Origin of the sequence: Novosphingobium sp. 9U, assembly GCF_902506425.1 — a bacterium.
In the GTDB taxonomy this organism is placed as follows: domain Bacteria; phylum Pseudomonadota; class Alphaproteobacteria; order Sphingomonadales; family Sphingomonadaceae; genus Novosphingobium.
In genome coordinates this window covers 134,301-146,015 of sequence record NZ_LR732488.1, presented here as the reverse complement: position 1 = coordinate 146,015, position 11,715 = coordinate 134,301, and the positions used below count along the sequence as shown (strand labels likewise).

The following is an 11,715-nucleotide window of genomic DNA, read 5'->3' as shown; positions in this document are numbered from 1 at the left end:
CCCTGCCCTGTACCTCGCCAAACGCTCGATGCCGCAGCGACAGAAACACTCCCTTTCGCTCTTACAGGATTGACCTGTCTCCAATCCAGCTGATCTACTACGCTTTGCGTTCCGGCGATCCGGTAGGGTGCAGGAGGGCCATTGCTCTTCCTGGCTGCAATGTCGAACAGCTAACCAGCTCGCCGCGCAGTAGCGTCCAGCTCGGCGATGCACTCAGAGCGGATGGCGAGGACTACGCGGCCGAGCTCCTCCACGCGTTCGCCGAGCCAAGTAAGCTCGTCCGCGCTGATCTGATAGTGCTTGGAGTAGCGCGCCTCGACGTACGCATCCTTGAGCCTCTCAAACATGGCACGCTCGCGCCGGGTCTCACGAGGCCATGCGTACACCAAGCGCATGTCCAACCGCTCGGCCTGTATGCGTAGAAACGCCAGATTGTGGTTGTGTGGCGTGTAAAAGGTGCTGACCAGCAGCACGCTATGGTACAAGCGCTCGGCCGACTGTTGGAGCCGGAAGGCAGAACTGTTGTGCCGTCCCTTCGACAGATTAAAAAGGTAGTTTTAAAGGAACTCCGCCGCGCTCGGAAAACATTCGTCGAAGTACTCCCGCGCCATCGCAAGCGCCCGCTTTGGAGTTTCGGGCTTCGGCTCGGGAACGTCCTGTCGTCGACCTTCTGCAGCACGACACCATCACGTGCGATGTCGAGGAAGAAGAATCTTCCGTGTGCGAGCCGTCGCCTACTTCCTGCCAGGAGTGCACCACGAAATTGACCGGCGTGCGCAGACGCTCGACAAGCTTCTCCTCGATAAGACGCTGCTCGGTCGCGGTCCAGTAGGCGGCCCTATCGGTAAGCTCCTTCTGGTCGACGATGACAAGTAGGTCGAAGTCGGAGACGTAGCCCGTCGCCGTATGCGGCTCGTCGACCCAGCCACCGCGTGCATGGCTGTCGTAGAGGATCAGCTTAAGGATGCGCCCCCGCTTGCGCCGAGACGTAGCATTCTCGTGCGCGGCATAGAATTCTTCAAAGATGATAAGAACACCGCCTACGGTGGAGACCATCCACATGCTCACCGAGCGAAGGTCTACATGGCAGGACGCTACAGTGCTGGTGGGCAAGATCAGCCGGGCGCTGCGCAGATGGGCCAGCTACTTTTCGGTTGGCTCCACGCGCAGGGGGTACCGCGTGGAGGCACGCTCCCCGATCGTCAGTGTGACGGGCATCCGAGACGGTGAAATGATCCGCGAGCGACTCTGACCGGTTCACGAACTGGCTTAGTCTGAGGGTTGCGCTCATTCCCGAGAAATTCAACGTGGGGCGGCGTGCGCGCGATACACACAACCTACGTCGCACTCGGATCATTGCTCTGCATTTCTCCGTTATGGCAGATTGCTGCACAGTACGCGTCCCCGCGCAAGTTTCGTGTTCAACGGGTGCTACCCAACGTCCTAATCGCAAGGACTCGCCTGCCCTCTTCGCGTTAGAACGCGAGGAATACCGAGGTGCACTATGAAATCTACGATGTCCGGCGCGGCCATTTTGATCCAATCGCTCGTCGACGAGGGTGTTGACACGATCTTCGGCTACCCGGGTGGCGCGATCCTCCCGGTCTATGACGCTCTGTTTCAACAAAACCAGATACGTCACATTCTTGTCCGGCACGAGGCCGGTGCCATCCACGCTGCAGAGGGTTACGCCCGTTCGACGGGCAAGGTCGGAGTCGTGCTCGTGACGTCAGGGCCGGGAGCCACAAACACGGTGACCGGACTTGCTGATGCGCTCATGGATTCAGTCCCCGTGGTCGTCATCTCCGGCCAGGTTCCCACGCAACTTATTGGGACAGACGCCTTCCAGGAGTGTGACACGGTCGGCATAACTCGACATTGCACCAAGCATAACTACCTAGTTAAGCATCCCGACCAGCTCAACGGTGTGGTGGCCGAGGCGTTCGCAATTGCCTCGTCAGGTCGACCCGGGCCGGTCCTCATCGATTTACCGAATGACGTGCAGATTGCGGAGGGCGCCTACGCGCCAACGGAGGCTCGAGCACAGGCAGCAAAGCGCTGCAAGGTTCCTAGCAGCGCGTCGGCCGGCAACCTCGGACGGGCAGTCCAGATGCTCGCACAAGCCAAACGTCCTGTTATCTACACGGGTGGGGGCTTGATCAATGCTGGACCTCAGGCAAGCCGGGCTCTGTGCGAACTCGCCAAGTTGTCCGGAGCGCCCGTCACCTCAACACTGATGGGCCTCGGCGCGTTGCCGGCTGAACACCCACAGTGGCTCGGTATGCTCGGTATGCACGGCACCTATGAAGCCAACATGGCGATGAACCAGGCGGACCTCATCCTCGCCGTGGGTGCACGCTTCGACGATCGGGTGACTGGCAGGCTTGATGGCTCCAGCCCTAACTCCCGCAAGGTCCACATCGACGTCGATCCCAGTTCAATAGGGAAAATAGTGCTGGTCGAGCTCGGCATCGTTGCTGACGCGGCTGAGGCACTGCAGACAATTTGCGCCACGTGGCGCCAGCGGCAAATTACGGCAGCAGACAAACAAAGTTGGCTAGACCAGATCGAGGTATGGCGCCGCAGAAGGTGCCTGGACTACGCACAAGGCGACGGACCTATCCTGCCCCAGTACGCTCTGGATAGGCTCAACCGCGCGCTCAAAGACCGCGACGCCATCGTGACCACCGAAGTTGGGCAACACCAGATGTGGGCCGCGCAGTATCTCGGCTTTGTCAAACCAAACCGCTGGCTGACAAGCGGCGGATTGGGAACAATGGGGTACGGCTTGCCAGCAGCCATCGGCGCGCAGATTGGGAATCCGGACACTCTCGTGGTTGAGGTCGCAGGAGAAGCCTCACTGCTTATGAACATCCAAGAACTGTCCACAGCGGCCCAGTATCGCCTGCCGATCAAGATCTTCCTCCTCAACAATCGGCGCCTTGGCATGGTGAGGCAGCTTCAGGATGTCAGTTACGCCGGGCGATACGCCGCGAGTTACTCCGAGGCATTGCCCGACTTTGTCGCGCTTGCTCAGGCGTTTGGCTGGCATGGCTTGCGTCTCAGCGAGGCGGGTGAGGTTGACGACACGATTGAAAAGATGTTGCAAACGGAGGGACCGGTTCTGGTAGAGTGCGAAGTCGCGCAATCTTCAAATTGCTACCCGATGATCCCTAGCGGTTCCGCTCACACCGAGATGCTATTCGGCGACGCGGACATCCCCAACACTCAACGTACTGCGTCGCTGTGTGAGGTCTGATGCAAGCTGCCTGCGACTTCAATAGCTTCTCGACGCAGCTTCTCCAAAGCTGTTGTGAGACGTGCATAACATACACTCCGACGGCATCGGGCGAAGCCTCGTGTCAGGCATCTGGCCACATCCAAGCATCGGCTTGGCTGCGAGCTGGCGAATGGACAGGAATGGATCGAGATCCCGATACCGCTTAGCTCGCGGCATCTTAGCAAACCGCACGCTCGCACTGGTGCGCCCAATCGGAGAGATGTAGTGACCACGCTCATTAATTTCCGCGACTTCGGCGGGAGTCGGAACGTCGAGGGCCGTTACGTGCGGGAGGGGTGCCTGTATCGCAGCGGCCACCTCGCGTCGCTCGCACGTGACGCAAGCGAGTTGATGCTGGCGATGGACTTCGATCTGGTGGTCGATCTGCGCTACTTTGATGAACGCACTAAGCACGTGTCGCCTTGGCCGCCGGCGCACGCCGAACGCCTGATTTACCATCCCAGCAAGATCGGTGAGGATGCACCACACCTCAATATAATGCGAACCGCGGGGGAAGGCGTGGCGCAGATCGATGCAGCCTACCGCGAGTTCTACGCCGCCCTCCCCTTCGATGCGAACTACAAGCCACTTTTCGCGAACGCGCTGGAGCGCATGGCTTTTCGCGGCGGCCGCACGCTCATTCACTGCTCCGCAGGAAAGGACCGGACGGGCACGCTCGTAGCCCTGCTCCTTTCGGTTTTAGGCGTCGACGACGCGACGATTGTCGACGAATATATGCGATCGAATGGGGCGCCTGGAATGGAGCGGCTCCGCGAGTATGTCCGCGAACATCCCACGCCTTCCGGGAAGATATGGGATGATGCGCTTGTAGACGCTCTGATAGAGGTCAAACCGTCATATATCGCTGCAGCCCTCAACGCTATCCGCGAGCGGCATGGCAGTGTTGAAGGCTACCTTCGCGATGGCGGCCTCAACGCCTCCGCGCTCGAACGTCTGCGTGGAGCTTTTTTGGCAGATGGACCTGACGGCTGAGGGGGGCATGACCGGCCAAACGCTGACCGACGTGCGAACGAAAAACAGAGCCGATGAACATACTCGTCGGACGCGCCAGCAGGAATGGCGAGGCCAGCGAGCTGTGGGAATGGCCGTATAGAGTTCGCTAGCCACCGAGCGGGTCCTCCTGGTCGAAGGTCAAAGCCGTGGTGGCCGAGAACTTCGCCGCGGCAACGACACTAACGAGCTCATGACATTGGCACTGCACGTCCGTCCCGAGGCCCGATGCGACGAGCGATAGTAAGGCTAGGGCAATCCGTTCGTCGGCAACCGCATCGATCCGCGCGGCGCCGACAAGAAGTGCTCGCTTCGGTGCTCCGTGTGGAGAATTCTCAACGTGCGGATCACCGCGTTGGCACAGCTCGCCTGCTCACTTTCGATTACTTGCACAGCAGTTCGGAGCGGCATCGGCCCGGCAACTGTGTGCCCCACCTGCACGAGCAGCGGCTCGAGGTGCCTGCGGAGCCAGCCTGATGAGCCTGTCAGCAGCACCCGTACGGGTCAGCTCTCGTACTTCGCCGTGGTCTTGCTCGCGACCTCTTCGGCGCTCACTCCTGGCGCCAGCTCTACCAGCTTGAACGCGCTCGCGTGATCGGGCCGGGCGAAGACGCATAAGTCGGTGACGATCATGTCGACGACGTTCTTGCCGGTGAGCGGCAGGGTGCACGCGGGGATGAACTTGGGGCTGCCGTCCTTGGCGGTGTGCTCCATGACGACGATGATCTTCTTGACCCCGGCAACGAGGTCCATGGCGCCGCCCATGCCCTTGATCATCTTGCCCGGGATCATCCAGTTGGCGATGTCGCCGTTCTGGGCGATCTCCATCGCGCCCAGCACAGCGAGATCGATGTGCCCGCCGCGGATCATCGCGAAGCTCTGGGCGCTATCGAAGTAGGCCGAGTGCGGCAGTTCGCTGACGGTCTGCTTGCCCGCGTTGATGAGGTCGGCGTCGACCTCGTCAGCGTAGGGGAACGGGCCGATGCCCAGCATCCCGTTCTCGGACTGGAGGGTCACGGTCATGCCCGCAGGCACATGGTTGGCGACGAGCGTCGGGATGCCGATGCCCAGGTTCACGTAGAAGCCGTCCTCAAGCTCCTGCGCGGCGCGGGCAGCCATCTGGTCGCGGTTCCAGCTCATCAGGCGGTCTCCCTCTCGCGTGTGGTAGTGAACTCGATCTTCTTGTCATAGGGCGCGCCCAGGATCAGGCGCTGGACGTAGACGCCCGGCAAGTGGATCGCGTCGGGATCGAGGCTGCCGACCGGCACGATCTCTTCGACCTCGACCACGCAGACCTTGCCGCAAGTCGCGGCAGGCACGTTGAAGTTGCGCGCGGTCTTGCGGAACACGACGTTACCGGTCTCGTCCGCCTTCCAGGCCTTGACCAGCGCCAGGTCGGCGAAGATGCCTTCTTCCAGCACGTATTCCTCACCGTTGAAGACCTTGGTCTCCTTGCCCTCGGCAATCAGGGTGCCGACACCTGTCTTGGTGTAGAAGCCGGGAATGCCGGCGCCGCCCGCGCGCATCCGCTCGGCCAGTGTGCCTTGCGGTGAGAACTCCACCTCCAGTTCGCCCGAGAGGTACTGGCGCTCGAACTCCTTGTTCTCGCCCACGTAGGACGAAATCATCTTGCTGACCTGCTTGGTGCGCAGCAGCTTGCCGATGCCTTCGTTGTCGATGCCTGCGTTGTTGCTGGCGAAAGTCAGGTTCTTGACGCCGCTGTCGCGCACGGCATCGAGCAGCCGCTCGGGAAGTCCGCAAAGACCGAAGCCGCCGCTCGCGATCAGCAAGCCATCACGCAAGAGGCCGTCCAGCGCGGCGGTGGCATCGGGGTAGAGCTTCTTCATCTGAATTCTTGTCTCCATGTTGAGGAGTCGAACGCCCAACGCTAAGAGTGGCGACCAGACCACAAAGTTGTAAATTTTCGCCAAAAGTCGGAGATCAGCCACTCACCCTATCTGAGTATAGACCTATCCATCAATCTCCAAGGGAACTCTTGTGTTATAGACAACCGGCCGCAGTGCAAAACTTGTGGTTACACCAGACACGCCGGGGATCTTGGTCAGCTTCGACCTCAGGAAATCTTCGAAACTCTCGAGCGATCTGGATAGTACACGGAGTTGATAATCACAATCGCCTGTCATCAGGTAACATTCCATGATCTCGGGAAACTGAGCCACGGCCTTCTCAAAGGCGGTCAGATGACCATCGTCCTGCTGGTCAAGACGAACCCGTACGAACGCGCTAACCGCCTGATCGACCTTGCCCGGATCGACTAGAGCCACGTAACCGGAGATCACGCCGCTTTCCTCCAAGCGACGCAGGCGGCGCAGGCAAGGACTTGGCGAGAGTCCGACTGCCTCGGAAAGCTCCTGATTTGTAATCCGTCCATTCTGCTGCAATGCCGCAAGGATCTTTCGATCAAGCGCATCTAGCTTCACCTGGGCCACTATGTGCTAAACTTCCCACTAATATCGGCAGATCCTGCGCTCAGTGTATCGATCCTGACCAAATGCGCAAGGACCTGCCAAGGGGTTTTGAGGTACACAGCGGCAAACGGCAGGAAGCATTGTAATGGGAATCGAAGTCCGGCACGAGGCGCAAGGCGAACTCGTCACGCACCTGGCAACCTTGGAAGACCGCCTTCGCTGGCTATCGTCCTGGATGGTCCACAATGCCAACAACATCCGCCCGAAGCGCGACGGCCTCAAAGTAGGCGGCCACCAGGCAAGCTGCGCGTCGATCACGACGATCATGTCGGTGCTCTACTTTCATGCGCTACGGCCTCAGGATAAGGTGGCGGTGAAACCGCATGCCGGGCCGGTGCTCCACGCGATGCACTACCTGCTGGGGGAGCAATCGCTCGACAAGATGCAGCGCTTCCGGGGCCTGGGCGGCGTCCAGAGTTATCCTTCGCGCACCAAGGACACGATCCCCGTCGATTTCTCGACCGGCTCGGTTGGCCTTGGCGTGGCAGTCACTGCGTTCAGCAGCCTGGTCCAGGATTACCTGGTTGCTCATGGTCGCCTCGACGAGGCGGACACCGGCCGCATGATCGCGCTGATGGGCGATGCCGAGCTCGATGAGGGCAATATTTACGAGTGCCTCATCGAGGGCTACAAGCACGATCTTCGCAATTGCTGGTGGATCGTCGACTATAACCGCCAGTCGCTCGATGCGACTACTGCCGACCGCATGTTTCGCCGCTTCGACGACATCTTCGAGACCTGCGGCTGGCGCGTTCTGACACTGAAGTACGGCAAGCTGCAGCGCGATGTATTCGCGCGCCCTGGCGGCGAGGCGCTCCGTGAGTGGATCGACAATTGCCCCAACGCCGAGTTCGCGGTGCTCACCTACCAGGGCGGCGCCGCGTGGCGCGCGCGCCTCACGACGGACATCGGCGGCAAGCCGCAGGTCGCCAAGCTGCTTGCCAGCTTCGATGACGATGGCCTCGCCAAGCTGATGACTAACCTTGGCGGCCACTGCATCGAGACCTTGATGGAGGCGTTCGCAACCGCCGACGATGATCGGCCGACGCTGTTCATCGCCTACACCGTCAAGGGCTATGGCACGCCGCTGGCTGGCCACAAGGACAACCACTCGGGCAGCATGAATGGTCCGCAGATCGAAAAGTTGCGCGACGACATGGGCATCGCCGCCGGTCAGGAATGGGACAAGTGGGCCGGCGTCGGCGCCAATGCCGTCGCTCAGTTGCAGGCGTTCCTCGAGCAAACACCGATCGCCCGCAAGCTCCGGGAGCCCGACGCCGCGCAAGTGCCGGTGCCCGCATCCTTCCCCGTTCCGACCGGCGACGAGCTTTCGACCCAGGCCGCGTTCGGGCGCGTGATGCTCGATCTCGCCAAGTCAGGCGAGCCGCTGGCCGACCGCCTCGTCACCACGGCGCCCGACGTCACACAGACCACCAATCTGGGCGCCTTCGTCAACCAGCGCGGGTTGTTCCGCCGCCAGGAGCTGCACGACGTCTTCCAGCACGCCAAGATCCCCTCGGCGCAGAAGTGGATCCAGCACGCGGCCGGGCAGCACATCGAGCTGGGCATTGCCGAGAACAACTTTTTCCTGATGCTGACCTCGCTGGGACTTGCCGCTTCGCACTTCGGCACGCGGCTGCTGCCGGTGGGAACGGTCTATGATCCCTTCATTGCACGCGGCCTCGATGCGCTGAACTACGGGTGCTACCAGGACTCCCGCTTCCTCCTGGTCGGCACGCCCTCGGGCATCACGCTGGCCGGCGAAGGCGGTGCGCACCAGTCGATCAACCCGCCTCTGATCGCCATGGGCCAGCCCAAGCTGACCTACTTCGAGCCGGCCTTCGCTGACGAAGTGGCGATCATGATGCGCTGGGCGTTCGACTACATGCAGCAGCAGGACGGCAGTTCCGTTTACCTCCGCTTGTCGACCCGCTCGATCCCGCAAGCCAAGCGCGCTGACGATGCGTGGCAGGCCGATGCGCTGGCGGGCGGCTACTGGCTCCGTGAGCCCGGCCCGGATGCCGAAGCGGCAATCGTCTTCACCGGTGCTGTTGCTCCCGAGGCACTCGCCGCATGGGAGTCGATGATTGGCGACGTGCCGGGGCTCGGCCTCCTCAACGTAACCTCGCCCGACGTGCTTCACCGCGGCTGGTCGGCCCGCCATGCCGCGCGCTGGAAAGGTGCGTCTCCGACGCCGTGCCATGCCGAGACGCTGCTTGGCCGGCTCGCTCCGGACGCGGCGCTCGTCACGGTACTCGATGGCTCGCCCGCGGCGTTGTCCTGGCTTGGCGGGGTTAAGGGCAATCGAGTTAGCCCGCTCGGCACCGACACCTTCGGCCAGACCGGTGACATTCCCGATCTCTACCGCACTTACCGCATCGACGCCGACGCCATCGTCGAGGCGGTCGCCGAACTGATCCTGGAGAACTGAGACCATGGCCATCGAACTCAAGATGCCGGCGCTGTCCCCGACCATGGAGAAGGGCACGCTCGCCAAGTGGCTGATTTCCCCGGGCGACCTCGTGAAGGCCGGCGACATGATCGCCGAGATCGAGACCGACAAGGCGACGATGGAGTTGGAAGCCGATGCCGACGGCCGCCTATCACAGATTACCATCCCTGACGGCTCGGAGGACGTGAAGGTCGGCACGGTGATCGCAGTGCTGGTCGGCGTGGACGAAAGCGTTGAGGCGCGGGCGCCTGCAGCCGATGCTCCTGCCGTTCTGGAGCCTGCTGAACCTGCCGAGGCGCTACCATATCCAGATGCGCTGCCTGGGTCCGAGACGCAGAAGGTCAGCTCGCCTCCTGCGGCGGCCCCGCCGCCGACCACCGCTGCGACCGGAGAGCGCCCGACGTTCGACGAGACCCGCGCCACTCCCCTCGCGACCCGCATCGCCGCGATGAAGGGCGTCGACCTCTCGGCCATTTCGGGCAGCGGCCCTCGCGGCAAGATTGTCAAGGCGGACCTTGGCATCCCTGCGTCGATCGTTCGTGCCGCCCGGGCTACGGCACCCACTGCCGAAGCTCCACTGGCCCGCACGATCTCGGTCGAGCCCCCTGCGGGCGTTCCTCTCACACGCGAGAAGTTCAGCTCCATGCGCAAGACGATTGCGCGACGGCTGACCGATGCCAAGCAACAGATCCCGCACTTTTACCTGACAGTGCGCTGCAACCTCGATCCTCTCCTGGCGCTGCGGACGCAGCTGAACGGGGCGTTGGAGGGTCGTGGCATCAAGCTGTCGGTCAACGATCTGCTGATCAAGGCGCTTGCCTTGGCCCTCGATCAAGTGCCCGAAGCCAACGTGCAGTTCGGCGGCGACGAGATCTACCGCTTCGAGCGCGTCGATGTCTCGATGGCCGTGGCGATCGAGGGCGGGCTGATCACACCTGTGCTGCGTGACGTGGGCAGACTGTCACTCGCCGGAATAGCCGCCCAGAGCAAGGCGCTCGCGCAACGGGCGCGTGACGGCAAGCTGACGCCGCAAGACTATACCGGCGGCACAGTCTCGATCTCGAACCTGGGTATGTTCGGCGTGGATGAGATGGTCCCGGTGATCAATCCGCCCCAGGCCCTGATCCTCGGCACTGCGGCAGGTATCCGCCAGCCCTGGAACGTCGACGGCGAGATCAAGCTGGCCACGGTCATGGCGGCGACGGCCAGCTTCGACCACCGCGTGATCGACGGCGCTGTCGGTGCGCGGTTCATTGCTGCCTTCAAGGACATCGTCGAGCAGCCGCTTCTCATCTGCGCCTGAGCGCAAGCAGTCCGAAAACAGAGGCGCCCTGGGAGTCATCCCGGGGCGCTTGCTTGTTGGCCATTTGGACGCGAGCTCATCTCCGCCAACCGAGAGGTCACACATGCCCTGGGATCGTGCTGATCCGCAGCGGAACAGTGCTCGCCGGCTCAGAAAAGGAGGCCCTCTTGGATCCTCCCCGCAGCGTCAGCTCTGACGCAGTAAGGCCGCTACCCTCTCCTGCCAGGGAGAGGGTATTGGATCTCAGAATCCCACCTGATCACCGCCCTTTAGCGCCAAGATCTCGCGTGCTTCGGCAGGTGTCGCGATTTCGCCGCCCAGCCCCTTGATGATCTGGCGCACCTTGGTGACTTGCGCCGCATTGGTCTGGGCAAGCTCGCCCTTGCCGAGCCACAGGCTGTCCTCCAGCCCGACGCGCACGTGCCCGCCCATGCTGGCAGCCATCGCGGCGACCTTCATCTGGTTGACGCCCGCCGCCAGCACGGACCAGCGGTACTCGTCGCCAAACAGGCGGTCGGCGGTGCGCTTCATGTGCATCACATCCTCGGGATGGGCGCCGATGCCGCCGAGCAGGCCGAAGCAGGTCTGGATGAACAGCGGGCCTTGAACCAGGCCCTCCTTCCAGAAGTAGTGCAGGTTGTAGAGGTGGCTGGTGTCGTAGCACTCGAATTCGTAGCGTGTGCCCGTCGCGTTCAGCGTCTCCATTGCATAACGGATGTCCTTGAAGCTGTTGCGGAAGACGAGGTCATGGCTCGCCTCCAGCATCTCGGGCTCCCAGTCGTGCTTCCATTCGCGGCTGCGCTTGAGCATCGGGAACAGGCCGAAATTCATCGAGCCCATGTTGAGGCTGGCCACTTCGGGCTTCCAGGTCTCGGCCGGCTTCACCCGGTACTCGACGGGCATGTAGGGCGAGGCGCCCGTGGTGATGTTGACCACCACGTCGCTCGATTGCTTGATGACCTTCAGAAAGGGCTCGAAGTCCTCGGGCGTGTGCACCGGGCGACCGTCCTGCGGATCACGCGCGTGAAGATGGACGATCGCGGCGCCGGCCTCTGCTGCCTCCAGCGCGCTCTGCGCGATCTGCTCCGCAGTAACGGGCAGGTATGGCGACATCGAAGGCGTATGAATGGAGCCGGTGATGGCGCAACTGATGATCGTCTTGGCTTGCGCCATGGTAGTC

8 protein-coding genes and 1 pseudogene are annotated in these 11,715 nt (G+C 62.1%); 4 read left to right on the top strand and 5 right to left on the bottom strand.

The genetic code is table 11. The features are described from left to right. Positions 1 to 170 precede the first annotated feature (170 nt). Positions 171 to 1,062 (bottom strand): annotated as a pseudogene (locus GV044_RS14895) (HEPN domain-containing protein). Positions 1,063 to 1,504: 442 nt separating this feature from the next. Between GV044_RS14895 and ilvB the strand changes: the two are divergent. After that, positions 1,505 to 3,259, top strand: a complete 1,755-nt coding sequence (gene ilvB / locus GV044_RS14890; protein ID WP_201299118.1) for a biosynthetic-type acetolactate synthase large subunit — start codon at positions 1,505 to 1,507, stop codon at positions 3,257 to 3,259. Between the two features lie 246 nt (positions 3,260 to 3,505). Beyond that, positions 3,506 to 4,273, top strand: coding sequence for a tyrosine-protein phosphatase (locus GV044_RS14885; protein WP_159872254.1), 768 nt, complete (start codon positions 3,506 to 3,508; stop codon positions 4,271 to 4,273). A gap of 522 nt (positions 4,274 to 4,795) precedes the next feature. Here the strand turns inward: GV044_RS14885 and GV044_RS14880 are convergent. The 3 genes from GV044_RS14880 to GV044_RS14870 form a co-directional block, all read right to left on the bottom strand. Further along, positions 4,796 to 5,431, bottom strand: coding sequence for a CoA transferase subunit B (locus GV044_RS14880; RefSeq protein WP_159872252.1), 636 nt, complete (start codon positions 5,429 to 5,431; stop codon positions 4,796 to 4,798). After that, positions 5,431 to 6,138, bottom strand: a complete 708-nt coding sequence (locus GV044_RS14875; protein ID WP_159872453.1) for a CoA transferase subunit A — start codon at positions 6,136 to 6,138, stop codon at positions 5,431 to 5,433. Before GV044_RS14875 ends, GV044_RS14880 begins: the two co-directional genes overlap by 1 nt. A 123-nt stretch (positions 6,139 to 6,261) precedes the next feature. Then, a complete protein-coding gene (locus GV044_RS14870; RefSeq protein WP_159872250.1) occupies positions 6,262 to 6,741 on the bottom strand; it encodes an Lrp/AsnC family transcriptional regulator in 480 nt (159 codons plus the stop codon). 124 nt (positions 6,742 to 6,865) lie between these two features. Between GV044_RS14870 and GV044_RS14865 the strand changes: the two genes are divergently transcribed. Together GV044_RS14865 and GV044_RS14860 are read left to right on the top strand one after the other, a co-directional pair. Beyond that, positions 6,866 to 9,211: a transketolase gene (locus tag GV044_RS14865; protein WP_159872248.1), complete on the top strand. Its 2,346-nt coding sequence runs from the start codon at positions 6,866 to 6,868 to the stop codon at positions 9,209 to 9,211. Positions 9,212 to 9,215: 4 nt separating this feature from the next. Continuing rightward, entirely contained in the window at positions 9,216 to 10,535 is a 1,320-nt protein-coding gene (locus GV044_RS14860) for a dihydrolipoamide acetyltransferase family protein (RefSeq protein WP_159872246.1), read from the top strand. Positions 10,536 to 10,778: 243 nt separating this feature from the next. Here GV044_RS14860 and GV044_RS14855 read toward each other — a convergent pair whose 3' ends face one another. Continuing rightward, positions 10,779 to 11,708: a 3-keto-5-aminohexanoate cleavage protein gene (locus GV044_RS14855; RefSeq protein WP_159872244.1), complete on the bottom strand. Its 930-nt coding sequence runs from the start codon at positions 11,706 to 11,708 to the stop codon at positions 10,779 to 10,781. Positions 11,709 to 11,715 lie beyond the last annotated feature (7 nt).

Coding starts and splice junctions, on each gene's coding strand:
- ilvB (WP_201299118.1), top strand. CDS start 1,505: ATGAAATCTACGATGTCCGGCGCGGCCATTTTGATCCAATCGCTCGTC.
- GV044_RS14880 (WP_159872252.1), bottom strand. CDS start 5,431: ATGAGCTGGAACCGCGACCAGATGGCTGCCCGCGCCGCGCAGGAGCTT.
- GV044_RS14875 (WP_159872453.1), bottom strand. CDS start 6,138: ATGAAGAAGCTCTACCCCGATGCCACCGCCGCGCTGGACGGCCTCTTG.
- GV044_RS14865 (WP_159872248.1), top strand. CDS start 6,866: ATGGGAATCGAAGTCCGGCACGAGGCGCAAGGCGAACTCGTCACGCAC.
- GV044_RS14860 (WP_159872246.1), top strand. CDS start 9,216: ATGGCCATCGAACTCAAGATGCCGGCGCTGTCCCCGACCATGGAGAAG.
- GV044_RS14855 (WP_159872244.1), bottom strand. CDS start 11,708: ATGGCGCAAGCCAAGACGATCATCAGTTGCGCCATCACCGGCTCCATT.